General features: G+C 51.7%; 24 protein-coding genes and 1 pseudogene. 9 read left to right on the forward strand and 16 right to left on the reverse strand.

Going from position 1 to position 25,195, the window contains the following annotated elements; all coding sequences use genetic code 11:
* The first annotated feature begins 8 nt into the window (after nt 1-8).
* The 5 genes and pseudogenes from argE (at nt 9) to ilvD (ending at nt 5,144) form a co-directional block, all read left to right on the forward strand.
* On the forward strand, nt 9-1,163 hold the full coding sequence (gene argE / locus ACGHM3_RS21655; protein ID WP_345420885.1) for an acetylornithine deacetylase: 1,155 nt from the start codon (nt 9-11) through the stop codon (nt 1,161-1,163).
* Between the two features lie 93 nt (nt 1,164-1,256).
* The gene (gene argA, locus ACGHM3_RS21660) at nt 1,257-2,573 is read left to right on the forward strand and encodes an amino-acid N-acetyltransferase (protein WP_345420882.1); all 1,317 of its coding nucleotides are present in this window, start codon (nt 1,257-1,259) and stop codon (nt 2,571-2,573) included.
* A 109-nt stretch (nt 2,574-2,682) separates the two neighbouring features.
* Nucleotides 2,683-2,946, forward strand: coding sequence for a BrnT family toxin (locus tag ACGHM3_RS21665; RefSeq protein ID WP_345420879.1), 264 nt, complete (start codon nt 2,683-2,685; stop codon nt 2,944-2,946).
* Nucleotides 2,936-3,175: pseudogene (brnA, locus tag ACGHM3_RS21670) on the forward strand (type II toxin-antitoxin system BrnA family antitoxin). The gene ACGHM3_RS21665 and the pseudogene brnA overlap by 11 nt, the downstream one beginning before the upstream one ends.
* A 133-nt stretch (nt 3,176-3,308) precedes the next feature.
* Nucleotides 3,309-5,144 carry a dihydroxy-acid dehydratase gene (ilvD, locus tag ACGHM3_RS21675; protein WP_345420876.1) on the forward strand — a complete coding sequence of 612 codons (1,836 nt, stop codon included), beginning with the start codon at nt 3,309-3,311 and terminating at the stop codon, nt 5,142-5,144.
* A gap of 107 nt (nt 5,145-5,251) precedes the next feature.
* Here ilvD and ACGHM3_RS21680 read toward each other — a convergent pair whose 3' ends face one another.
* A complete protein-coding gene (locus tag ACGHM3_RS21680; protein WP_345420873.1) occupies nt 5,252-5,902 on the reverse strand; it encodes a hypothetical protein in 651 nt (216 codons plus the stop codon).
* Nucleotides 5,903-5,915: 13 nt separating this feature from the next.
* Nucleotides 5,916-6,431, reverse strand: coding sequence for a hypothetical protein (locus tag ACGHM3_RS21685; RefSeq protein ID WP_345420870.1), 516 nt, complete (start codon nt 6,429-6,431; stop codon nt 5,916-5,918).
* An 846-nt stretch (nt 6,432-7,277) separates the two neighbouring features.
* Between ACGHM3_RS21685 and ACGHM3_RS21690 the strand changes: the two genes are divergently transcribed.
* Nucleotides 7,278-9,407: a TonB-dependent receptor gene (locus ACGHM3_RS21690; protein WP_345420866.1), complete on the forward strand. Its 2,130-nt coding sequence runs from the start codon at nt 7,278-7,280 to the stop codon at nt 9,405-9,407.
* Nucleotides 9,408-9,489: 82 nt separating this feature from the next.
* On the opposite strand, the gene ACGHM3_RS21695 is transcribed toward ACGHM3_RS21690, so the two are convergent.
* From ACGHM3_RS21695 to lgt, 9 genes are all read right to left on the reverse strand, one after another.
* Nucleotides 9,490-10,143 carry an FMN-binding negative transcriptional regulator gene (locus tag ACGHM3_RS21695; protein ID WP_345420863.1) on the reverse strand — a complete coding sequence of 218 codons (654 nt, stop codon included), beginning with the start codon at nt 10,141-10,143 and terminating at the stop codon, nt 9,490-9,492.
* Nucleotides 10,144-10,359: 216 nt separating this feature from the next.
* On the reverse strand, nt 10,360-11,709 hold the full coding sequence (locus ACGHM3_RS21700) for a hypothetical protein (RefSeq protein ID WP_345420860.1): 1,350 nt from the start codon (nt 11,707-11,709) through the stop codon (nt 10,360-10,362).
* 22 nt (nt 11,710-11,731) lie between these two features.
* Nucleotides 11,732-12,340, reverse strand: coding sequence for an energy transducer TonB (locus tag ACGHM3_RS21705; protein ID WP_345420857.1), 609 nt, complete (start codon nt 12,338-12,340; stop codon nt 11,732-11,734).
* A 4-nt stretch (nt 12,341-12,344) separates the two neighbouring features.
* A complete protein-coding gene (locus ACGHM3_RS21710; RefSeq protein WP_345420854.1) occupies nt 12,345-12,749 on the reverse strand; it encodes a biopolymer transporter ExbD in 405 nt (134 codons plus the stop codon).
* A 41-nt stretch (nt 12,750-12,790) separates the two neighbouring features.
* Nucleotides 12,791-13,318, reverse strand: coding sequence for a MotA/TolQ/ExbB proton channel family protein (locus ACGHM3_RS21715; RefSeq protein WP_345420851.1), 528 nt, complete (start codon nt 13,316-13,318; stop codon nt 12,791-12,793).
* A 10-nt stretch (nt 13,319-13,328) separates the two neighbouring features.
* Nucleotides 13,329-14,702, reverse strand: a complete 1,374-nt coding sequence (locus ACGHM3_RS21720) for a MotA/TolQ/ExbB proton channel family protein (protein WP_345420848.1) — start codon at nt 14,700-14,702, stop codon at nt 13,329-13,331.
* Complete coding sequence (locus ACGHM3_RS21725; protein WP_345420845.1) at nt 14,699-15,484, reverse strand: DUF3450 domain-containing protein; 786 nt, start codon at nt 15,482-15,484, stop codon at nt 14,699-14,701. Before ACGHM3_RS21725 ends, ACGHM3_RS21720 begins: the two co-directional genes overlap by 4 nt.
* Nucleotides 15,485-16,090: 606 nt before the next feature.
* Complete coding sequence (locus ACGHM3_RS21730; protein ID WP_345420843.1) at nt 16,091-16,924, reverse strand: thymidylate synthase; 834 nt, start codon at nt 16,922-16,924, stop codon at nt 16,091-16,093.
* 89 nt (nt 16,925-17,013) lie between these two features.
* Complete coding sequence (gene lgt, locus ACGHM3_RS21735; RefSeq protein ID WP_345420840.1) at nt 17,014-17,892, reverse strand: prolipoprotein diacylglyceryl transferase; 879 nt, start codon at nt 17,890-17,892, stop codon at nt 17,014-17,016.
* A gap of 93 nt (nt 17,893-17,985) precedes the next feature.
* Here lgt and ACGHM3_RS21740 point away from each other — a divergent pair, with 93 nt between their 5' ends.
* On the forward strand, nt 17,986-18,795 hold the full coding sequence (locus tag ACGHM3_RS21740; protein WP_345420837.1) for an NRDE family protein: 810 nt from the start codon (nt 17,986-17,988) through the stop codon (nt 18,793-18,795).
* Nucleotides 18,796-18,819: 24 nt separating this feature from the next.
* On the opposite strand, the gene ACGHM3_RS21745 is transcribed toward ACGHM3_RS21740, so the two are convergent.
* From ACGHM3_RS21745 to rppH, 3 genes are read right to left on the reverse strand one after another with little or no spacing between them, the layout of a single operon-like run.
* Nucleotides 18,820-19,344 (reverse strand): shikimate kinase, encoded by a 525-nt coding sequence (locus tag ACGHM3_RS21745; protein ID WP_345420835.1) that lies wholly within the window; start codon nt 19,342-19,344, stop codon nt 18,820-18,822.
* 47 nt (nt 19,345-19,391) lie between these two features.
* Entirely contained in the window at nt 19,392-21,668 is a 2,277-nt protein-coding gene (gene ptsP, locus ACGHM3_RS21750) for a phosphoenolpyruvate--protein phosphotransferase (protein ID WP_345420832.1), read from the reverse strand.
* Nucleotides 21,668-22,168 carry an RNA pyrophosphohydrolase gene (rppH, locus tag ACGHM3_RS21755; protein ID WP_345420829.1) on the reverse strand — a complete coding sequence of 167 codons (501 nt, stop codon included), beginning with the start codon at nt 22,166-22,168 and terminating at the stop codon, nt 21,668-21,670. The genes ptsP and rppH overlap by 1 nt, the downstream gene beginning before the upstream one ends.
* 110 nt (nt 22,169-22,278) lie before the next feature.
* Between rppH and ACGHM3_RS21760 the strand changes: the two genes are divergently transcribed.
* Nucleotides 22,279-23,001, forward strand: coding sequence for an HAD family hydrolase (locus ACGHM3_RS21760; protein WP_345420826.1), 723 nt, complete (start codon nt 22,279-22,281; stop codon nt 22,999-23,001).
* 25 nt (nt 23,002-23,026) lie between these two features.
* Nucleotides 23,027-23,212: a helix-hairpin-helix domain-containing protein gene (locus ACGHM3_RS21765; protein WP_390517631.1), complete on the forward strand. Its 186-nt coding sequence runs from the start codon at nt 23,027-23,029 to the stop codon at nt 23,210-23,212.
* Nucleotides 23,213-23,310: 98 nt separating this feature from the next.
* On the opposite strand, the gene ACGHM3_RS21770 is transcribed toward ACGHM3_RS21765, so the two are convergent.
* Together ACGHM3_RS21770 and gcvH are read right to left on the reverse strand one after the other, a co-directional pair.
* Complete coding sequence (locus ACGHM3_RS21770; RefSeq protein WP_345420823.1) at nt 23,311-24,498, reverse strand: class I SAM-dependent rRNA methyltransferase; 1,188 nt, start codon at nt 24,496-24,498, stop codon at nt 23,311-23,313.
* Nucleotides 24,499-24,597: 99 nt separating this feature from the next.
* Nucleotides 24,598-24,990 carry a glycine cleavage system protein GcvH gene (gene gcvH, locus ACGHM3_RS21775; RefSeq protein WP_345420820.1) on the reverse strand — a complete coding sequence of 131 codons (393 nt, stop codon included), beginning with the start codon at nt 24,988-24,990 and terminating at the stop codon, nt 24,598-24,600.
* Nucleotides 24,991-25,195 lie beyond the last annotated feature (205 nt).

The raw sequence follows: 25,195 nt of genomic DNA on the forward strand, positions 1-25,195 counted from the left end.
GCCGAAACATGACACGTCCCACACTCGCCACCGTTAAACATCAGCTCAGCCAGCTGGTCGCCTGCCAATCGGTCTCCAGCGCCCTGCCCAGCCTGGATCAAAGCAACCGTGGCGTCATCGACCTACTGGCCAATTGGTTGGAGGATCTGGGCTTTCGTTGCGAAATTTTGCCCATCGAAGAGCAAACCAACAAAGCTAACCTATTGGCCACCCTGGGCCAGGGCTCCGGCGGCTTGGTACTGGCCGGCCACACCGACACAGTGCCCTACAACGCCGAAAAATGGCAACAAGATCCATTCCAATTGAAAGAGCACAACGAGTGCTGGTACGGCTTAGGTGCCACCGATATGAAAGGTTTTTTCCCGGTGGCACTGGCGGCTGCGGCGCAGTTTAAGTCCGAGCAATTAACCGCTCCATTGATGATTTTGGCCACCGCCGACGAAGAATCTTCCATGTGCGGCGCCCGCGCACTGGTGGAGCAGGGCCGCCCCAAGGGCCGTTACGCCGTAATTGGCGAGCCCACCAGCCTGCGTCCCGTTCGCGCCCATAAAGGCATTATGATGGAGGCCATTCGCATCACCGGCCAAGCCGGGCATTCATCCAACCCCAGCCTTGGCCGCAACGCACTGGAAGACATGCACCTGGTGCTGGCGGAACTATTGGCGTTTAGAGGAGAACTGCAACGGCAGTATCAAAACCCGCTGTTCGAAATAAACTACCCCACGCTGAACCCGGGTTACATCCATGGTGGTGACAACCCCAATCGAATTTGCGGCCACTGCGAATTGCACTTCGACCTGAGGCCCCTGCCCGGTATGGATTTGGTGCAATTGCGCGGTTTAATCGAAACCCGCCTTGGCAAGTTGCAACAGGCCTCAGGTATGGCCATACAATTTGAAAGTCTCTTCCCCGGTGTTCCGGCGTACGAACAGGCCCAGAACTCGGCCCTGGTGGCAGCGGCGGAAAAGCTCACTGGATTCAACGCCGAGGCCGTGGCTTTCGCCACAGAGGCACCATTTTTACAGCAATTAGGCCACGAGACCATCGTTATGGGGCCGGGCAGCATCGACCAAGCTCACCAGCCCAACGAATTTATCGCCATTAGCCAAATTGACCCGGCAATCCACACCGTTACTGGGTTAATTCGACAATTTTGCCTGTAACCTTGGCTTGTAATCGTTGCCCGGCTGGCTATATTGGTGCTTTTTAGCCCCCAGCCAACAATTTCGCCCGTTTATTAGAAGAAAGAATACACAGTGAGCAGTTTTGACCACATAACCTGGTTTCGCGCATCGTCGCCCTACATCAACGCCTACCGTGGCCGCACCTTTGTCGTGTATTTGCCCGGCGAGGCAGTGGACCACCCTAATTTTGGCACCATCGTGCAGGATTTAGCCCTGCTGCACAGCTTGGGCATTCGGTTGGTGGTGGTGCATGGTGCCCGCCCCCAAATTAACCAACGCCTGGCGCAACAGGGCATTGAAACCACCTTCAACAATGGCCAACGCATCACCGATGAAGCCGCCCTGCCGGCCGTGCTGCAAGCGGTGGGAGAAACTCGCTTCTACGTCGAAGCAGCGTTTTCGGCCGGCATGCCCAATTCCCCCATGCACAACGCCGACATCCGCGTGGTTTCCGGTAATTTTGTGGTGGGTATGCCGCGCGGTGTGATTGATGGTGTGGATTTTCACTTCACCGGCAATGTGCGCAAAATTGACAGCCCCAACATCAACGCTGCGTTGGATAACGGCGCCATGGTGCTGGTATCCCATATTGGCTTTTCCACCACCGGCGAGCTGTTTAATGTGTCTTCACTGGCGGTGGCCATGCGCACCACCCTAGCCCTGCAGGCAGATAAGCTGATTACCTTTGTTGAGCCCGATGGCCTAATGCAAGATAACGGCGAGCTATTGCGCCAGGTCAGCGTATCGCAATGCCAGGCGTTTTTAGAATCCTCTACCATTCCCCAGGCCGATGCCGCAGCGGCACTGCGCGCTTGTTACCAAGTGTGCCGCCAAGGAATATCACGGGCGCAAATCATCAGTTATTGCGAAAACGGTGCCCTACTCGAAGAGCTGTTCACCCACGATGGCAGCGGCACCCTGGTGCACAGCGACAGCTACGAAGTACTGCGCAAGGCCACCATCGCCGATGTTGGCGGCATTTTGGCGCTGATTGCTCCGCTGGAAGAACAGGGCATTTTGGTGCGCCGCTCCCGCGAGCTGTTAGAAGCGGAAATCAGCCAATTTAGCGTGCTGGAGATCGACGGTATGATCATTGGCTGCGCCGGCCTGTACACCTACAACGACCAATCCATGGCGGAACTGGCCGCGGTGGCCACCCACCCCGGCTACCAGGGCAAAGGCTTGGGGGCACGGCTACTGGCCAAGGTAGAGCAGGATGCCATTAGCCAGGGCTATCAATCCCTATTTGTGCTCACCACCCAAACTGCCCACTGGTTTATCGAGCAGGGCTTTAAAGCCGCTGAGCTAGGCCAACTGCCCCAGCAAAAACAGCAGCTGTATAACTTGCAACGGCGCTCTAAGGTGTTTATTAAGCCGCTTGCCAAATAAATTTATGCGTTGAAAAAGTTTGCAATGAGAATATCTGACGCTAAGTAGGCGGGTTGAAATGCTCTCTCAACCTTTGCTATTGGCGTACAAAAGGCATACTTTTTGACCAATGAGCGGTTTTGAATATGACTCAGCCAAAAGCACATTCAATCGCGATAAACATGGAATTGATTTCGATGATGCGCAACAGCCTTGGCAGGATGAGGATCTGGTAGAGGTCTTCGCCAAAATAACTGATGAACCCCTTTCCCCTATCATTGGCAAAATTAGTGGTAAACACTGGTCTGCTGTAATCACGCAAAGAGAAACAGACTTCCGGATAATATCAGTGACTCGTTCAGGAAAAGCGGAGGTAGCCCTGTATGAAAGCTAAAGATTTTGATCAAAAGTTCGATGCTAGTGATGAAGATATTCTAAATGAGCTTGATTTTTCCAGTGCTAAACGAGTTAACCAACAACAAAAACGAATTAAGATTGATTTCCCGGTATAGTTGATCGAATCACTAAAGAAAGAAGCCGCCAGGCTTGGTGTGACACGCCAATCCATCATCAAAGTTTGGCTGGCCGAACGGCTGGAGCGCCAGCGGGCCAAACGCACTTAATCACCAAGCAACCAGGGTTAGTGCCCCAAGCCCCATTCTGCTATCCTTAGCGCCCATTTTTGGGTGCCTGGGCCTTCTGCGCGCCAAGCCCCACCCTGATATGTGATTGCACTGATACAGCCCCGGAGCCGATATGCCTGCTTACCGTTCTAAGACTTCCACCGCTGGCCGTAACATGGCCGGTGCCCGCGCCCTGTGGCGTGCCACGGGTATGAAAGACGATGATTTTCAAAAGCCGATCATCGCGGTAGCCAACTCATTCACCCAGTTTGTGCCCGGCCACGTGCACCTAAAAGACATGGGCCAACTGGTGGCGCGCGAGATCGAAAAAGCTGGTGGGGTAGCCAAAGAATTTAACACCATTGCCGTGGACGACGGTATCGCCATGGGACACGACGGTATGCTCTACAGCCTGCCCAGTCGCGACATCATCGCCGACTCGGTAGAGTATATGGTCAACGCCCACTGCGCCGATGCCCTAGTGTGCATTTCCAATTGCGACAAAATCACCCCCGGAATGCTGATGGCCGCCATGCGCCTGAACATCCCCGTAGTGTTTGTTTCCGGTGGCCCCATGGAAGCGGGTAAAACCAAACTGGCCGATCGCAAACTGGATTTGATCGACGCCATGATTGTGGCCGCCGACCCAAATGCGCCGGACGAGAAAGTCGAAGAATACGAGCGCAGCGCTTGCCCCACCTGTGGCTCTTGCTCCGGAATGTTTACCGCCAACTCCATGAACTGCTTAACCGAGGCTCTGGGCCTAAGCCTGCCCGGCAACGGCACCACACTGGCTACCCACGCCGACCGTGAGCAACTGTTTTTGGAAGCCGGCCGTTTAATCGTGGACTTGGCCAAACGCTACTACGAGCAAAACGACCAGCGCGTGTTACCGCGCGATATCTGCACCAAAACCGCCTTTAACAATGCCATGGCTTTGGACATTGCCATGGGCGGCTCCACCAATACTATTTTGCATTTGTTAGCCGCGGCACAAGAGGCCGAGGTGGACTTCACCATGGCCGATATTGACGATTTATCGCGCCGAGTGCCTCAGCTGTGTAAGGTTGCCCCCAACAGCCCAAAATACCACATTGAAGACGTGCACCGCGCCGGTGGCATCTTTGCCATTTTGGGCGAAATGGCTCGCGGTAATATCATCGACGCTAGTGTGCCAACCGTACACAGTAATACTATGGCTGATGGCATCGCCCAATGGGATATTACCCAAACCAGCGATGACAAAGTCTTTGAATTCTACAAGGCAGGCCCTGCCGGTATCCCCACCCAAACCGCGTTTAGCCAAGCCACTCGCTGGCCATCCCTAGACAGCGACCGCGCCGAAGGGTGTATTCGCAGTGTGGAGCATGCGTTCTCACAGGAAGGCGGCCTAGCAGTTCTGTTCGGCAATATTGCCCAAGACGGCTGCGTGGTAAAAACCGCCGGTGTGGACGAATCCATTTTGGTCTTTAACGGCACCGCCCACGTCACCGAATCCCAAGAAGAAGCGGTAGAAAATATTTTAGGCGGCAAGGTAAAAGAAGGCGACGTGGTTATCGTACGCTACGAAGGCCCCCAAGGCGGCCCCGGCATGCAAGAGATGCTGTACCCAACCAGTTATTTAAAATCCATGGGCTTGGGTAAAGCCTGTGCCTTAATTACCGATGGCCGTTTCTCTGGTGGTTCTTCCGGTTTATGCATCGGTCACGTTTCACCTGAAGCCGCCGCCGGTGGTGCCTTTGGCCTGGTGAAAAACGGCGATAAAATCGAAATTAATATCCCAGAGCGATCCATAAATTTAGTGGTAAGTGACGAAGAAATGGCCAAGCGCCGCGCCGAGCAAGACGCCAGCGGCTGGAAGCCGGTTGAACCACGTCCGCGCAAAGTGAGTGCTGCGCTAAAAGCCTACGCTTATTTTGCCACCAGTGCTGATAAGGGTGCGGTGCGGGATTTGTCTAAATTGGATTAATAAGCTGGATAAATTAGTTCGCCAGTGAAACTAACCGTAACACAATCGCAACAAAGCCGGGGCTAACCCGGCTTTGTTTCAACATTTAAAACTTATAGCTTTAGGAATTATTTTTCCAAATAAGCCACGGTTTCCAAACCTTCGTTTCGCCAATAAATCGTCGAAGAATACTCCGCCACCGCACTGCCGATGTTGTCACGAAATAGATCGGCTTCTTGCTCACTGGAGTGTTTCGCCCGCATTTCGCACAATGACTGTCGACAGTCGAGCTGGGTAATAGTCGTTTGCATCAGCTCCTCTTTCTGAGTGATTAAATCCTGGGCGCTGGTTTCTACGGCGTCGGCCCATTTGTCATCTCGATCCTGGGCTTCGTAATTCATACGCATTTCTTCATGCAAAGCGGCTATTACAGCATTATCGTCTGCTTCCATTTCTTCGAGGGTTAACGCCGGTGATGACTCATGGTTAGGCTCTTCCACATCAGTTTGCGCTTTGTCTTGTCTAGCTGTAGATAGCTGCGCAAACTCTAAAACCTCCACTCGATATTGCATTTGCTGTAGCTCCAATAAGACATCATCTAATTTACTGTACAATGCCGTTAACTCTCTGGTGCTGCTGGCCTCGCTGGCTAGGCCCAAGGCCTGCTCTGGCCCCCTATCCTGTAGTGCGCTCAATTGACTTACGCGAGCACCAGCCCAAAAGGCCAGCACCACACCACAAACAACGATCGATGACATCGCCATTTTATCTTTCATCATTGTTAATACCGCTCTAGGAATCTTCTTCGGTCACTAAAATACTGCCGATAAAATCCCCATAACGAGAGTTACCGCCAAGAGAACAGTCCACCACAATTTTGCCTTTACTGGCTGCGGCAGGCAATTTACCCAATGAAATAACGCGCCGCCCCAAACCCGGCACATTTTTGGTTTTCCGCATTATTTCGACATCACCATAACGGTTATAAGCAATTACTCGGCAATTGGGCGTAATTCCAAAATCACCATAATAATCGGCAAAATAAGACACTTCTATTTTTAGCGGCCCCTTGTTGGTTAGTGCATTGTGACGAGGAATAGGACATGTCACATTAGTAATAATTGTCGTGTTCGTGCCAGTGTATCTCATCTCAGCACTGCCATTAATACGCCCCACTTCCCAATTAGAATCTATCAATCTTTGATGACAAATAGAACCAGGATATACGGTGGTTCCTGCCTTTGACTGGACAGACGATAGCGTGCAGAACACCAAAAGAAAAAATGTAGATAAAGATGACTTACCCATAGAACACCTCTAGGCAATTAATTTAGCAAGCGCGTTTAACGCACTTACTGTGGAAAAGAATAATTACTGTTTATTTACCACCGCAACCGATACGAGCAGCGAGTATATGAATACGTTTGGCGCCGACTCCTTTCAGGCGCACTCCCAGTATGTGCATAGATGCCAGAATTTATCTCATAGGATGCAGAAAAATTTTTTTAGACAGGACTGTTATTTAGCTTTCAACCAGAATCGGCAACAGCGCCGCTTTGCACGATCAAAATTTATAGTAGAGCGAATAGTAGCGCTAATATTTATTCCAGCGACCCTAATCGCGTTGTTTTATGTAGAGCCCATACACACCAAAAGCAAATCATACGGTGGCGCCTGCCACTGCTAGAGACACCAATAAAAAAGGGCAGAGAAAGCCACGAGGAAATAAGCCGATTACGTTCATTTTTTCACAACATACTCCTGGTTAATTATTCTGAAATTTAGCGAATTTGACTAATAACCCCTGCAATCTATTCCAATGGCTATCGCAACATTCGGGTATTCACAGCGAAAAACCATCCACCCCCTGGGTGTAGATTTCCATTGCACTCTTTTATGTTGCGGCTAAACGGCATGCTTTCCCATGCAAAGGGCAAAAACACAAATAAAATAAACTCAAACAGCCGCCAAGCAAGGCTGAATTACAACAACTTCCTGCAGACTATTATCGATTTGCTAGCCCGCACAGCGATGATGATCCAACGTACCCCACCTTAGCTCTGGAATACACCAACACCATTGTTATCCGACTTCCATTTTCAAAAAAATAATGATTATCATTATCATTAACCCTTAAATCAAGGAATCTTCACCGTGGTAACAGCAGTCCCCCACAGGCACATCACCCGTTTTATGTTGATCCGTTTCTTTTTGCTCTACCCTTGGGCTGCCACGGGTTTAGCCGACGCTATGGAAGAAGTTTTGGTGATTGGCGAACAAGACTCGTATTTTGAGAAATCACGCGCAACTGCGTTAAAGATGAATTCTGAGGATTTGGAAACGCCGTTCTCCACCAGCGTAATCAACAGCGCCGTACTTGAGGATCTAAAAGCCAGCACATTGGAAACAGCGTACGGCTACCTTACCGGCTTCGCCCGCAGCGGCACCAACGCCAACGCCTTTACCATTCGTGGCCAAGCCGCCGACCTACAGAATATTCAAGTGGATGGCCTACCCGGTCTAGCTTCCCGTTTTGGCTCGCCAGTAACGGCAAACGTAGAGCGCATGGAAGTTCTGAAAGGCCCAGCCTCCGTGCTTTATGGCTGGATGGATCCCGGAGGGATGGTAAATATTGTGACTAAAAAGCCCCAAGCACAGTCCAGCACCAGCATTGACATCACTGGCCAGTATTTTACCGGCTACAACAAGAATGGCTTAGAGGGCTCCCTCGATTCAACAGGGTCTCTCAATGAAGGTAGGTCGCTTCTGTACCGCGTGGTATCCGGATTGGAAACCCTGAATTCCTTTCGCGATTACGTTGAGTCAGAGTCTACGTACCTATTCCCGAGCCTCGCTTGGCTACCAGACGACCAATCCCGCCTGGACGTACAATTCGAGTATCTCAAACAAGACCGTAACGCCGACAACGGCCTTTGGGTAATCAATCAAGACATAAATACCCTGGCCGAGATTGAAACCTATTACCAAGAACCCGGCGACACCGACAACGACGAAGGCTACGGCGTTTCTGTGGCTTACCAACGCACTATCAGTGATCAGCTCTCAGCTCATGTTAAATGGCGCAGTATTTGGCATGAGGATGAGCGAGACCTTTACGAAAGCAACAGCCTGCAAACTGAGGCCGGTGAGACCACTCTACGGCGGCGAAATAGGCATCAATTAAATAAACGTGAATATCACTTTGCCGATGCCAACCTCATTGCAAGCACCCACTTTGGCTTGCCTCAAACGTTTATCCTTGGCTTTAACGGCGGCTACGAATATCGACAGTATGACCGCATTGCATTTGACACTCGTGGCGCCAACCTAAGCCTGGTAGCGCCACAATACACCGGCCGAATTTTATCGGATGACCCAGGCACTTTCCGCCAGTGGAATTTGTACAGCACTGGTTTCTACGCCATGGACCGGATAACCTTAAGTCAACATTGGACGCTTTTGGTTGGTGCTCGCTGGGATAAACAGAGCGGCGATTATCAATTACGATATATCGATGTAGATGACTCCGGTATCGAAGAAGACGAATCCGCACAAAATGTTAGTGTTAATGGGGGTGTCGTCTACCGCGTTAATGATCAGCTGTCTTTTTACGCAAGTTTCGCCGAATCGTTCAACCCGCAAGCCATTCCTTCGTTCGACGTCAATGGCGACCAACTGGACCCAGAACAGGGTGAGCAATGGGAAGCGGGCTTTAAATTTGAATCCGTTGGCGGCCGTTTAAACTTGAATATGGCCTATTTCGATGTGCTTAAAAAGAATATCGTTGAAGAAGGCGAATCTGGCGCAAATGAATTAATCGGTGAGGTCAGTAGCCAAGGATTGGAAGTGACCTTGCAAGCACAACCCAGCGTTAACTTTCAGTTTATGCTGGGTTATACCTACACCGATGCTGAGATCAGCCAGGCCTACGCCGATGCCGCCGACACCCTGGGCAACCCACCGGGCTTTGTCCCCAAAAACACTGCGTTTGCCATGACTCGCTACAATTATCCAGAACCGGTGTGGGGAGGCTTTGTGGGGGCGAGCTTTGGCTGGAAGTACCAAGACGAGCGCTATACCGACGAGGAAACCAGCCGACGTGTTTTACTGCCTAGCCATCGATTGATGGATATCGGGTTTTATTACGAAGTTAACAATGCAAAATACGCTCTCAATATCGCAAATCTTAGCGACGAAACCTACTACGTGGGTGGCACTAACGATACTCGAATATATCCTGGTGACCCGCGCAAGGTTTCGCTTTCAGCAAGGTTTGACTTTTAAAAGGCCCTGCCCGTCACAACACAACCTGCGCTCTGTCATCAGAGCGTAGCACCAAATTATTCAACCGCAGGCACGGACTGGGCTAGTCCCGCTGCTCCGCACTTATCCAACGAGCCATTTCTTGGTGGCGCTCACAGCCTGTTTCGTTAAGGCCTTCAATCACCCCGGCGATGTTCTCCTTTGGTTGGTTTTGGCTTAGTTTCCACTGGCCGGTGATGGATTCCACTTCAACTTCAATACCGATCACTGCCGCTAAAAGACGCTCGATATATTCCGGCGGCGCATCGTCCATGCTCCACGGCGTTTTCTCGTTTTGCTCTTGTTGTTGCGTCAATTTAGCAATTACCTGACTCAGCCACGCCTTGTCTTCCACAAATCGAATCTTTCCGCGAACATGAACCACAGCGTAATTCCAGGTCGGCACGGCACGGCCGTGTTTTTGTTTGGTAGGATAAAAATTGGGGGTGATGTAGGCATTGGGGCCATTAAAGACCGCCAATACCCTGCTGCTTGGCTCGACACTGCGCCACCACCCGTTGGCCTGGGCAATATGCGCTTGCAGTAACAGCTGTGAACCACAATCGCCAACCACAAACGGCACATGAACTGCCTGGATTCTGTCCGCGTCTATCTCCCCTGACGCGGAACTTGCCACTAAGGTCGCTAACGGGAACTCTTTAATTAACCCGGTTAAGGCATCCACGTCTTGTTGATTAAAAGGGTTAGCCGAATGCATTAATACTCCCACCAGTTAAACATATCCTAACGCCACGGTATGCGCTGCTTGCTGCTTGGCGCTTGGCGCTTGGCGCTTGGCGCTTGGCAAAGAAGATACCAAAGGCTTCTGTGATTTGCTTTATTTATATACCCCTTCAAAAATATGTTTAAGAGGCCATAAAAAAACCGAGCCATTTGGCTCGGTTTTTTTAAGCTGCAAAGATTTGAGGCCGGCTCAGTTAGAAGCCAGTGACTCTTCACGCTTTTGCTCACCTTGGCAGAACTGAATCCAGTTCTTAGCAAAGGCTTCGCTGCGCTTATCTTTTTTGGCTTGGTTAAAGTATTTTTCGCAGTCCGCCCAGTTGCCTAGGTTCGCGCTGGCCATACCCATAACCACCTGCAGTTGGTCCATACGTTTCACACCACCACGCGACAGTGCTTTTTTACCAGCATTAATTGCGTTTTTGTTTTGGTCGCTATCCACGTAGTTACCCGCTAACAGAGCGTACAAATTACCATTGTCCGCCTTAGATGCAGCTTCTTTCATAACCGCAATGGACTTGTCCACTTCCTGCGACATGCGCCACGCCGTAGCTAAGGTTTCAAGATTTTTAGAAGTTGGCTCAATAACTTTCTTATCAATGCCTTTCTCGATGATCTTGGCAGCGCGGTAAGAATAGCCTTCACCTAACATCATATAAGCAACGTTAAGTACTTCAGTTTCTTTTTCCAACGCGCCAGCAACGTAGTTGGCATCGCTTAAGTAAGCTGCTTGTTGCTCTTTCTTCACCATGTTGTACATACCTGCTAGCTGCTTGTAGTAAGCCTGCTTAGGGTATAAACGAACCAGTGTTTCCAGAATATCAACAACTTCTTTGTTTTTACCGCGATCGTACTGAATCGCCATTTCGATAGAGTACCAGTTTTCTTTCGGGGTTTTACCCGCTTCCTTGTACATCGAAATCGCTTTCTGGACGTTGCTCAACGATTGGTCGAACTGCTTGTCCTGGTAGTACGCCTGCGACAACAACGCATAGTGATCCGCATTAACAAACATCGGGTCAACTTGCTTAAACCACCTGTTTAGTGTGCCAATGGCGCCTTTGTAGTCCTCCACCACAAACTGTAACTGTGCAACGGTGTACAGAGTAGCAGTCTCTAGGTTTAGAGGAATCTGGGGCGATTGAGCAATTACTAATTTGTAGTATTTAAGTGCGTTGTTGAAGTCCTCTGTGCTGTAGTACGCATAGGCCATGTAGTTATACAACGTGGCTTTCTCGTACGCGTTCCAGCTTGGGGCATCACGCGATTCAATCTTCTTTAACGCTGCCAAGGCGCCGGGGAAATCTGGTTGTACGCCTTCTTTCTCCGGGTTCATCATAGTGTTAGGGTCACCCAATTTCTTGTAAACCGCTTGGCTAATAGCCGGGGTTTTACGGGTAACGCGTTTGTCCTGGGCCGATGCTTTGGCAAAGCCTGCATCTAAACCCAAGCTGTCTAACACCACTACTGAGGCAGTGGGGGCAACGGCCATTGGCAATGCCAAGGCAATGTTGCGCATGAGCTTGGTTTTCAACAGCTTCATATCGTGCTTACTCCTCACTCAATTAGTCTGCGATAGCAAAGGTGATTTTATTTTGGACACCAGGTACTTCAATTGGTGTCCCATCAATCACACGTGGCTTGTACTTAAACTTCAACGCTGCTTTTACTGCTGCATTGTCAAAGATGTTAGGTGGATTCGCCTCAATAACAACCGGATCACGAACAGAACCGTTAGTCGTCACTGTGAACTCAACAATCACGTAACCTTCAATACCTCGTTGCAGTGCACGACGGGGATAAACCGGCTGCACTTTAACAATGGGCAAGTACTCGCCATCGCCACCGAAGCCGCCAACACCGGCCACGTTTAAGTCAGTCTGAGCAGTTGGAGCGGCGATGTTGATACCACTCATGTCTGCGTCAGGGGTTTCCATTTCCATCTGAGGTTGCTCAGGTGGCGGAGTGTCTGGCTCCTCTGGCTTGTCTGGCTTTTGCGTGTCGTATTGGGTTTCGATCTTGGTTTGCGGCATAGTGATATCCGCAATCTTGATCGTTTTGCCTTCGTTGGGCGCGCTTTCATTCATGTAGATGAGGTAAGACATCAACGCAAACAAACATGCCGTAATCCCAACTGCAAAACAGGCCGATAAAAATAATCTAATAGCACTCATCGACTTAGTTACGCTCCGTTGACACTGCGACATCTAAAAGGCCAACTTCACGGGCGGCGTCTACTACCTCACCAACTCGCTCAATTCGGGCTTTATCGTCTGCTTGGATCACCAAACTGCCTTTGGGGTTTTCAGCGTAGAGACGCTCAATTTCCAAACGCAAGTTGCGAGGGTCGATCTTTTTCTTGTCGATCCAGATCTCATCGTTGTCACTCAAAGCGACCAGAATTGCGGCGTTCTTTTTAGATTCCGCAGTTGTTGCTTCCGGTCGATTTACTTCGATACCAGGTGTTTTGATAAACGAAGCAGTAACAATGAAGAAGATCAGCATGATGAACACTACGTCCAGCATGGGCGTAAGGTCAATCGCGCCGACTTCTTCTTCTTGGGGCTGATTTCGTCTAGCCATGAAAATTTCCTACAACTGTTAGGTGCTTGGCCAGATGGACCTTAATGGTCCATCGTTAGGTGGTCAGCGAACAGCTGATTTTCGCGCTCGGCAATGCGGTTGACGTAGGTACTACCAAATACCCCGGACAGTGCGGCAACCATTCCAGCCATTGTTGGAATTGTTGCTTTTGAAACACCACTGGCCATGGACTTAGCATCGCCACCGCCGGTTACCGACAAAATGTTAAACACTTCGATCATGCCCCAAACCGTACCTAATAGGCCGAATAAGGGAGCCAGCGCAACACATGTTCCGATCAGATCAAGGTTGGCATTGACTTTCTCGCTAACGCGAGAGATCAGTGCGTAACGTACTTGGTGTGCATTCCAAGACTTGCGCTCCGGACGAGATTCCCAAGCTTGCAGAGAATTCCGTACTTCGCGGCCAAGTAAAAACTTAAAATACCACACACGCTCAAAAATCAGCGTCCACATCAGAAAAGTCAGAATGCCAATTAAGATTAGGACTTCGCCACCTGACGCCAAAAACTGGCGAACAATTTCTATTGCATCCATTAAACCTGACATGGACTTCTCCTTAACTACGCTCGGCGTTCTCAGCGACGATACCGGCGCTTTGCTCATCTAAGATGTGGAGAATTCGCTTGGCACGACTGTTAACAAAGGTGTGCATCAATACCATTGGAATTGCGACCACCAGACCAAGTACAGTTGTAACCAGAGCACTTGAAATACCACCCGCCATTGCTTGTGGGTCACCCGCACCGAAGATGGTGATAGCCTGGAAGGTCAAGATCATACCGGTAACGGTACCCAAGAGACCTAGCAGAGGTGCAACAGCAGAGATAATTTTGATCAGGTTGAGGCCAGCCTCGATTGAAGGCTTCTCTTTAAGAACGGCTTCTTCCATTTTCAGCTCTAGGGATTCGGTATCCAATGAAGGATTGCCCTCGGCTACTTTCAACACACGACCCAGAGGGTTGTTGTCGTTAGCAGTGCTGGATTTCAGCTGAGAATTCACTTTAGCACCAACAGTGGTTAGAACGATCAAGCGGAAGATACCCAGCAACAAGCCGAACGCACCCACTGCGGTGATGATGTAACCAACTACACCACCTTGGTGCCAACGCTCAACGAGGTCTGGGCTGTTGATCAACGCGGATAGGAAAGAACCACCAGAAGGGCCCGTTGGGTCGATACCGGTTTTGGTGAAGCCATCAGTAGAAGATGCCAGGGCAGAAGCAGCCGCTAGGAAATTGCCAGAAGGCTGACGAGTCAACTCGGCCATTTTCTTAGATTCGGTGTACTCCAGGTACTTGCCGTCAGACAGCAGGTTGAAGGTACCGATACGGACAACTTCTTGGGTATTTTGCTCACCTTCCGGTGAAACAACAGTGGCTGGGAACTTAACGATTTTACCACCTTCGATGGTTTCACGTTGCATTTCGAACCACAGACGCTCGATCTCTTCGATGCTAGGCAACTTGGTTGCGCTGTTCATCTTTTCGATCAGGCCTTCCAAGAACTCAGTACGGCCAGGGTATTGAGCACTAACGATAGATACGTCTAAGTTAGAGCGCAGGTCGCCGGCGGTAGAAGTTAAGTGGCCGAACAGTTCTTTCAAAGAACCCAAACGCTCAGCAAGTTGCTCGCGTTTGTCTTGTACCGCAATTTCTTGCTCGTCGTACTTGGCTTCTAAGGTTTCAGAACGCTTTTCTTCGTTAGCTTTAACCGCTTTGGCTTCTTCTAACAATTGCGCTTGCCGGTTTTTGTCTTGGCGGAACTCAGATTCGCGGGCTTTGTGCTCACGAGATTCTACCAAGCTGTCTTGTTTCACCATGTTGAGCAGCTCTTCTAGCGTTGCTGCTTTTTGCTCCTGAGCAAAAACACCTACGGAGAAAACGCCAGCCGCTACAGTGGCGACAAGTTTTTTAGCGAAGGTCAATTTCATTGTGCTGCCTCCGGAGCCAAAATCGGTAATTCAAGAATATCGGTTGCTGCTTGTTGCTTGGCAATACGGATGCCTTTCAGCACGGCGCTGCGGTATTCACCCGCATCCAAAGCTTCCCACTGACCAGAACGAGAGTTCCAAGCACCGGTTAATTTGGTATCTTTGGTTTGATACATCAGAGCAATACGGCCCACTTGGAAGATGTTAACTTCACGCTCGGTGCCGTCTAACGTCAGAGTGGTTTCGTAGGTGCTGATCTTACGACCGTACTCAGCTTCAATTTTGTAAAGCTCCAGTACTTGACGAAATTTCTCAGCAACTGAGATATCGGCTCGGTCCATGTTGTTGGTGACTTTCTCCAACTCGGCCGTGCGATCTTCAATGTGGAAAGGAACATCCAGCGATATAAACTGGGTGAGGCCTTCTAGCATACGTAGTACTAGAGGTTGAATTTGACGCTCGATAACGGTGACGTTTTCGATCGACTCGTTGAGGTCGTTGATAACTTCCAACTGATTAGCGATCTGCTTTTCAAGCTGCGCGTTATAAACACGTAAACCTTCGATCTGCTTATTTACAGTTTTAAACTCTTGCAGTAACGCGTTCGTTTGTTCCTGTAACTTGTCGATCCGTTGCTGGGACTTAAGCCCTGCGCTGATTTTCGACTTCTCCACCTGGAAAATTTGATCCAGGGTTTGATCCGCGAACACCTTTCCACCAAAGAAAGTGGTTGCGGTGACCATAGTGGCAACTGCCACAGCTTTCACTCGCTGCTTCTTCATAAATCCCCCAAGTCGGGCGCTAGCAAAAAAACACAAAAATAATTAACCACTGAAACGCATCAGAGCTTACAAACAAGATTTAGTAAATAAACGTTTAGGTCACAGAGCATGACGGGAATCGCGGGTCAGCACGTTTCATTAAATCGCACTTTACCGTTCAGCTTTAAAAAAACTGGCTTTACGATATCGTTTACATTTAACTCAACAGCACTGTACAGCAGACACCAAAGTCGGTGTAAAACCCGGCCGTTATCTAGACGCTTTGTGTGGGTATTCCTTCAATTTTGATTACTATTAGTCTTATTTCACCGAACGCTTTCCTAGCCGATCAGCCTGCTTCTAACGTGCATCCTTGATCTCTCTCGGTTGACTCTCAGTACACGCTCACCTCGCGCACCCGGTCGGGCAAATCGCCCCTAACAATCAAGAATGCAGAAAGTACAGGTTTATGGGGGTCTATTTCAACCCCTTGTAAAAAATTTACCTAAAATCGGCGACCTCATACCGTAAATTAATATCCTACTCACGGCGGGTGTTACCCTATATTACACAGCACTATTTTTTGCGCTGTTTTGGCACTTTTTTTGGTGCCTTCAAAATGCCCTTTTATATGGCAATGGGAGCGGAAATGTGTGGGTGTGGGTCGTAACCGATTAATTCAAAATCATCAAATCCAAAGTCAAAGATGTCATTAACCTCGGGATTAAGCTGCAATTTTGGTAACGGCCGTGGTTCACGGACCAATTGCTTCTCTACCTGCTCTAGGTGATTCAGGTACAAATGCGCGTCACCCAGTGTATGAACAAACTCCCCTGGGGTTAGTTCCGTAACCTGGGCAATCATCATGGTTAATAGTGCGTATGAGGCGATATTAAATGGCACGCCCAAAAAGATATCCGCACTGCGCTGATAGAGCTGGCAAGATAATTTGCCGTCGGCGACATAAAACTGAAACAAAGCATGGCACGGCGCCAGGGCCATTTTGCCCGCCTCTACGTTCGCCTGGGGAGAGCGCGCCTCATCCGGCAGATCGGCTGGGTTCCAGGCTGAAACAATCAGCCGCCGTGAGTCGGGCTTGGTTTTTATTTGTTGAATCACCTCACTGATTTGGTCGATATGGCCGCCGTTCGGGCTGGGCCAAGAGCGCCACTGAGCGCCGTAGATAGGGCCTAAGCCGCCATCTTCGGTGGCCCACTCATCCCAAATCGATACTGAATGTTCGCGCAAATATTGAATGCTGGTCTCGCCTTTTAGAAACCACAGCAGCTCGTGAATGATTGAGCGTAAATGACACTTCTTGGTAGTCACTAACGGAAAGCCTTCGGCCAGGTCAAAACGCATTTGGTGCCCAAACACGCTAACGGTTCCAGTGCCGGTGCGGTCGGCTTTTTTTACCCCCTGGTCGCGGACCAGACGCATTAAATCCAGATACTGTTTCATGGCTTCACTTGCTTCTTACAAATGGTGTTAATAAAAAACAAGCGCTACAAAAAGTAACACTTGCTACACAAATTCTTTTTACCGCCCAATTAACTTTTCTTAGCACTCGCCGGGGCTGCCGTGGCTTGGGCTTGCTGTTTTTGCTTCGCCCGCCAAACGAACAGGGCAAACAAACTGGCACCGACAATAATCATCACGCTACACAATAATTGGCCACGGGTTAACCAACCAAATAGATCAAAGCCGATGTGCTGATCGGGCTGGCGGAAAAACTCCACCACAAAGCGAAAACACCCATAGCCGATTAAAAACAGCGACGCCACAGTTCCCGGCACGCGCGGTTTGGCAGAATACACAAAAAGAATAATGAACAGTAGCAGGCCCTCAAGCCCGGCTTCATACAGTTGCGAGGGGTGTCTCACCAAGCCTTCTGGGTCATTGGGGAAGACCATACCCCAGCTGGCGGTGGTTTCGCGTCCCCATAGCTCTTGGCCTATAAAGTTGCCAATGCGACCAAAGCCAAGTCCCAAAGGAACCAGCGGCGCACAGAAATCGGCCAGGCTTAGAAAGTTGATGTTGTGCTTACGGGCGAACAGTAGCATGGCCACGGTAACGCCAATTAACCCACCGTGGAATGACATGCCACCGGTCCATATTTTAAACAGCCAGATCGGGTCCTCTAGGAATTGATCTAAACCGTAAAAAAATACATAACCCAAGCGACCGCCTAGAATCACCCCCATGGCACACCAGACAATAAAGTCCTCCACCTGGGAGCGCGCCATCACCGAGTGCGGTTTACCCGCGCGATACATGGCAATGGCCCAGGCAGCGGCAAACCCAGCTAGGTACATTAGGCCGTACCAGTGCACGCTAATGGGGCCAAGCTCTATGGCTACAGGGTCTATATTGGGGTAGGTAAGCCTAGCTGTGGCGAGCATGTCGATCTCCGAAACCGTTGCGGGCATCACTCTTGCCAACCTAGCCGTGGGTTAGGGGTTGTGCGCGCCGCTGCGTTACACTGGGCTCACCCCTTAGGCGACCCGGTGCATCATTGAATAATGTGTCTGATATTTGTTGCAGTTAAGCAACATCAACAATGGCCGCTGATTATGGCCAGCAACCGCGATGAATTCTTTAGCCGCCCGAGCCTTCCAGGCCACTTTTGGGCCGGGCAATGTAACCTGCTGGGCGGGCTTGATCAAGAACAGGGCGGCACCTGGCTGGCCATCTGCCGGCAGGGCAAAATTGCAGCAGTAACCAATTACCGAGACCCAAGCCAAGCCGAAGGCAAGCTCAGCCGAGGCCACCTGGTGCGCGATTTTGTAGCCAGTAACCAATCCGCCCGAAGCTATCTCGCCAGCCTAACACCAAGCCAATACAGCGGATACAACCTATTACTGGGGGATGCCCAACAGCTGTTTTATTCCAGCAATCGCGGCCCCATCCTGGAGCCACTGTCGGCCGGTATTTATGGCCTATCTAACCACCTTCTCAATACTCCCTGGCCTAAGCTTCGCCACGGCAAAGCCGACTTTGAGCGAGCCATTCACCAGGCGAATTTCAATGTAGAGAGATTGTTTGATGTGATGCTCGATGACGAGCCGGCGGCGGACAGTGATCTGCCGAACACCGGTATCGGCCTGCCCGCGGAGCGGTTTTTGTCGTCTCGGTTTATCGCCGGCGGCGACGCTGCCCTGCAGCAAAACCCGGAGCTGGCAAACCATAGCAACCAACACCGGCTACTAAACTACGGCACCCGCACCACCACCATCGTGCTGATGGACAACAACGGCGGCGGCCGCTGGTTTGAGCGCAACCACACGCTCAACAGTATCAACCGCACAAAGACTGTGGCTTTTAGTTGGTGAGCTTGACTGGCGATGAACTCTTCTTTAAGAGGCCAGCCCGTTTAACTGCTCAATAATGGATATCAAACTTTGCTGCGGCGATTGCCCCTGACAGTCGATTTCGATGTCGGCGTAACGTTTGTACAAGGCGGTACGCTCTTCCATAAGGGATTCAAAACTCTGGCCGGGTGCCCGGGCAATTCCGCGCTGCTCGTAGTTGTGGATACGCCCGCGCAGGGCATCCAAGGTGAGGGACAAATACACCACACAGCCATTCTGCGCCAGGTGGGCCATACCTTCTGGGCTGTACACCGCGCTGCCGCCGGTGGCCACCACCTTAGGGCTGGCGAAACTCAGCTCTTGCAGCACCAGGGCCTCTACCTCACGCAGGGCAAGGTAACCACTGGCATCCATGATCTCTTGCAGGGTTTTACCCTCGCGGGTTTGAATGTAGAGATCCGTATCCACAAACTCCAACCCCAGCTCCTTCGCCAACAATACCCCGAGTGTACTTTTGCCCACTCCAGGCATGCCAATGAGAATAACGCTGCGTTTTTTTTGATCAACCATGAGGATGCCCCCTACCGCTTGGGCCGTGTGTGTTTATTGTTGAAAACTTAGAGAGAGATTTTGTCGCCCACGGACGAGCGAAGCAGTTTATAGGCGCCGGACTTTTTCAAAGCTTCTTGCACGCAGTGGTTGATGCTTTCGGCATCGGGCAGATCGCGCACTTGCAGCAACAGCTCTTCGGCTTGTTCTAGAGTAATGGACCGCAGCACCGCTTTTACCCGCGGCAAGTTGGCCGCGTTCATGGAGAGCACATCAAAGCCCATGGCTACCAACAACATGGCAGAGCCTGGGTCTCCGGCCAACTCGCCACAAATACTCACCGTGGTACCTTGGCTGTGGGCTTGTTGCACTACGTCTATCAAGGCTCGCAGCACCGCCGGGTGACGTGATTCGTATAGCCCGGCCACTCGGGCGTTGTTGCGGTCTACCGCTAACAAATATTGGGTTAAATCGTTACTGCCTACGGATAAAAAATCCACCCGTGCGGCCATCTCGCGGGCCTGGTACACCGCGGCCGGCACCTCCACCATAACGCCGATGGGAGGCAGACTGATGGTAAAGTCTTCTTCTAAAAGCTCGTGGAAGGCCCGGTAAATCAACACCTGGGCGGCTTCTAGCTCGGCAATACTGCTTACCATGGGCAGCATAATGCGCAGGTTATCCAAACCCTCGCTAGCTTTAAGCATGGCCCGCACCTGGGCCAGGAAAATCTCAGGGTGGTCTAGGGTGACTCGAATACCGCGCCAGCCCAAAAAGGGGTTGTCTTCTTCAATGGGGAAATACGGCAGGGATTTATCGCCGCCCACATCCAAGGTGCGCATGGTCACCGGGTGTGGGTGAAAGGCCTGCAATTGCTCGCGGTAGATTTTGCGTTGCTCCTCCTCGGTGGGGAAACGGTCGCGCAGTAAAAACGGCACCTCAGTGCGATACAAGCCTACGCCTTCGGCGCCGCGCTCAAGGGAACGAGTCACATCCACCATAAGGCCGGTGTTCACCCACAGCGGGACTCGATGATGATCCAAAGTCTCGCAGGGCAAATGGGTAATGGCCTCTAAGTCTTTTACCAGTACCTGCTCTTCGCGCACGACCTCTTCGTACTGGCGCAGCAACTCCTCGCCTGGGTCGCTCACCACCGAGCCGCGATAGCCGTCCACAATCAAACGGCGCTGGTCCAATCTCAGGTAGGGCATGTCCACTGCCCCCATTACCGTGGGGATGTTCATCGCCCGCGCTAGGATGGCCACATGGGAGTTGGCCGAGCCCTGGGCCGACACCATACCTTTTAAGCAGCCCTCGGGCACTTCACCCAACATGGTGGCGGTGAGCTCATCGCCGACTAAAATGGTGTCTTCTGGGTAAATGCGAGTTTGCGCCGTGGTGTTCTGCATGTGGCCCAGCACCCGGCGGCCCAAATCGCGCAGATCGCTGGCGCGCTCGCTCAGGTAGGCGTCTTTCATACTGTCGAAGGTGGCTACGTGGGCCAAGATAACCTGGCTCCAAGCGTAGGGGGCGTTGTCGCCGGAATCGATGCGCTGTTCTACTTCGCTAATTAATGTGGTATCCGCCAGAATAGCCAAGTAGGCATCAAACAGGCCCTGTTCTTCGGGCGTTAGCCGGTTGTTCAATTGCTCTGCCAGGCGCTCGATATCGTCTTGGGCTGCGGCTAGGGAGTTTTGCAGAAGGTGTTTCTCAGCCGCTGGGTCATCGCTGAGGCCAGATATGACACGGCTTAGGTTCTCCGCCGGCGTTACCAACACAGCCGTACCAATGGCCACACCGGTGGCACCGGACATCCCCGCAAAGCGCGCCGCATGGGTGGTAGGGCCCATGTTATCCAAGGCACCGGTGGCCTCGGCGTGGGCAATCACCCCGGCCAGCTGGGCTGATACCGTTACCAAAAAGGCTTCTTCGCTTTCATCAAAGCGGCGGTTTTCTACCTGCTGCACCACCAGCACCCCCAACACCTGGCGGTGATGAATAATGGGTGCGCCCAAAAAGGTTTGGTAGCGCTCTTCGCCGGTTTCCGGGAAGTATTCGTAACGCGGGTGCTGGGCGGCGTTTTCCAGGTTTAGCGGCTCCGCCCGGGACACAACCCAACCAACCAAGCCCTTGTTGGCATCCAGGGTAACCTTACCCACCGCCTCTTGCTTTAGGCCCTCGGTGGCCATTAAGCGATAGCTGCTAGAGCCCGAATCGCGCAGGTATATGGAGCAAACCTCGGTTTGCATAATCTGCTTAACCCGCTCAACAATTATGTCCAACGCCGCTTGCAAATCGCGGGCGCTGTTAACTTCTTGAACGAGACTACGCAGTGAATTAAGCATTAAGGTCGGCCGCAGGCTTCTTCCAATAAGGAATGATGACTGGATAGCTCTTTCAAGGCGCGCCGGTAAACGTCGCGTTTAAAAGAAACCACCTTGTTTAGGGGGTACCAATAACTCACCCACTGCCAGTGATCAAACTCGGCGTGGCCGAAGCGTGCCAAATCGATCTCTTGCTCACTGGCCTTTAAGCGTAACAAAAACCACTTTTGCTTTTGGCCTATGCACACCGGTTCTTTACGGGTGCGAATCAGGCGCCGAGGCAAACGATAGCGCAGCCAGCCACGAGTGCAAGCGACGATTTCGACATGCTCTTCAGTGAGGCCAACTTCTTCGTACAGCTCACGATACAGCGCCTGCTTGGGGCTTTCATTCTGATTGATACCGCCCTGGGGAAACTGCCATGCGTCCTGACCATTGATGCGCCTTGCCCAAAACAACTGGCCGGCATCATTGGTAATAATGATGCCTACATTGGGACGAAATCCTTCGGCGTCGATCAAAGTGGTTCTCCCAATCTGACGGTTAAGCCGTTACAACGGCGATACATATAAAAGAGCAATATAAACCAAAGTTTACTTAGATTCCTAGAGCAGACCGGGCATCACCACCCTTGAGCGCAGCAAATGGCACCGGTATGCTGCGCCCACAGACTTTATTAGCGCACGAGGAAGTAAGCGTGACCCTGGCCATATTTGACCTAGACAACACCCTAATTGCAGGCGACAGCGACCACAGTTTTGGCGAATATTTGGCCGACATCGGCTGGGTGGACGCCGAACAATCCCGCGCCACCAATAACCGATTTTACGAAGAGTACAAAGCCGGCACCTTGGATATTCTGGAATACTCCGCCTTTGCCCTAAAGGCTTTGGTGGGTAAGAGCCCCGAGGTACTGGCCCAACTACAACAAGACTTCTTGGCAAACAAAATTGCTAGCATGGAGTTACCCAAGGCCCGCGCCCTCGTAGAAAAGCACCGCAACCAGGGCGACGACCTGCTGATCATCACCGCCACCAATCGCTTTGTAACCACCCCCATTGCCCAGTGGCTGGGCATCGACGATATGCTGGCCACCGAGCCGGAGTGGGTCGACAACAAAATCACCGGCAAGGTGGTGGGCACCCCCTGCTTCCAGGGCGGTAAGGTAACGCGTTTAAACACCTGGCTGACAACCTACCCAGGCAACTTGGATGGCGCCTATTTTTACAGCGACTCATTCAATGATCTTCCGCTACTGTCCAAGGTCGACAACCCCGTGGCCGTGGACCCAGACGACACCCTGCGCGCCCACGCCGAGCAAGCCGGCTGGCCAATCATCTCGCTACGAGACTAACCAACAAAGATTCAAGGAAGAAACCATGGCGTTTAGCCCAGAGGAAAAACAAGCACTGCTGGCCGTGAAAGGTGTTGGCCCAACCGTGGTGCAACGGTTTGAAGAAGTTGGCGTAGACAGCTTTGCCAAGCTGTCGAAATTTGAAGCCAAGGCATTGGCACAGCTGGTGGCAGATATGCTGGGCTCTACCTGCTGGGCCCTATCTTATTAGGCCAACCCACCACGCAGCATAGCGGCGATGGATGCCGCCATTGCTCGGGCCCAAACGGCGGCCCAATGATCTAGCGATTTACGTCTTGCAAACCGGGCCTAGCGATAGACCCTGGCAAACTGCGCTTTGAGGTACTCGGTTTCAGGAATGGCCGGGTGCACCGGGTGGTCCGCGCCCTGACCGCCCTGGTGGAAGATCTGCAATTGGCGATCTAGGTGGCGGCTACTGGAGCGCAACAGTTCTGTTAATCGCGCTCGCGGCAAATGCATAGAGCAGGAGCCAGACACCAAAATACCGTTCTTATCCAGCAAGCGCATGGCCAGCTCATTGAGGTGGTAATAGGCCGCCTCGCCGGATTTCTGATCCTTTTTACGCTTAATAAATGCCGGCGGGTCCATCACCACCACATCAAACTTTTCGCCGGCCTCCAACAAAGCTTTCAAGCCGGGCTGGGCTTTGCCTTCCAGGGCGCTAATGCGATCGGCAACGCCGTTTAGCTCGGCGTTGGCTTGCACCCAATCCAAGGCCTGGCTGGAGGCATCCACACACATGGCTTCACCGGCACCGGCCACCAACGCCTGCACGCCCCAACCGCCGATGTAAGAAAACACATCCAATACTCGCTTGCCCTTCACCAAGCGCTGCAAATACGCCCGCGACTCGCGATGATCGTAAAACCAACCGGTTTTCTGGCCGGTGTGCACAGGCACCCAAAAGCGGGTGTTGTTTTCCACTATTTCGATTTGCTCAGGCACATCGCCCCTGCTCGTGACCTGCTCTTCCAAGCCCTCCAGGCTGCGGGCACTGTGGTCGTTTTTAAACAGAATACCCTTGGGCGCTAGCACTTGCTGCAGAGCCTCGGCGATATCATCCTGCAACCGGTCCATACCCGCGGTGGCCATTTGAGCCACCAAGTAATCGCCAAACCGATCAACCACCAGGCCCGGCAATAAATCGCTGTCGCCATACACCAAACGATAGTAGGGCTGGTCGTAGACCGCCTCACGCAGGGCCAGGGCCTGCTTAAAGCGATGCGCCAGCAACGATTTATTCAATGGGTAGCGCACCTCTCGGCTGACGACTCGCGCGCAAATTAACCCCTGGGGGTTAACGGTGGCCACGCCCAAAGATTTGCCTGTGCTGTCTTGCACTTCCACCTGGTCGCCGGGGGCTAGGTCGCGCAAAGGAGTCTTTTGGGTATCCACTTCGTTGGAATAAATCCACAGATGGCCCTGCTTTAAGCGGCGATCGGATTTGGCTAATAACTGTAGGGGCGGTAGCGACATGCTGGCTCCGAGGGCGAAAGGTCAAACAGAATAAAACAGGCCACGGGCGCGGCTCTGCCAGGAAAGGCAACCCCCGGCTCGGCCGGGGGTACAGCAAAACTAGTCTTCGTCGTCAATAGTGGCTTTGTAGCCGTCAACGTCTAGGGCGTCGTCCAGGTCAGTGAGATCGCTGGGCTTCACTTTAAAGAACCAGCCATCGTCATAGGGCGATTCGTTAACGGTCTCCGGGGCGTCTTCCAGCGCCTCGTTGACGGCGATCACCTCACCGGAAACTGGCGAGTAGATATCCGAGGCCGCTTTTACTGATTCCACCACACCCGCCTCATCGCCGGCAGTAACACTGGTGCCAACGTCAGGGGTTTCAACATAGACCACATCGCCCAGGGATTCTTGGGCGTGGTCGGTGATGCCCACGGTAACGGTGCCATCTTCTTCCACACGAGCCCACTCGTGTGATGGTAAATATTTGAGTTCTTTGCGAAGTTCGCTCATGGCAGATTCCTCGAGTCCGTCTTGCCGGGGCTAATACCGGTGGCTTAAATAATAGTAAACGATGGGGCCGCGTGCAGGCACGCCCCAATGGACTTTTGCAGGCTAGGCTGCAAAAAAGCGTATTAGAAAATAGATCGTGGCAAACAGTAAAGCCCTAGCGGCAAACTTATGCCCGAATTGACGACCAATTTGCCCTTCTTTGGTC

The sequence above is a fragment of the Halioxenophilus aromaticivorans genome, assembly GCF_042850945.1.
Lineage (GTDB): Bacteria > Pseudomonadota > Gammaproteobacteria > Pseudomonadales > Cellvibrionaceae > Halioxenophilus > Halioxenophilus aromaticivorans.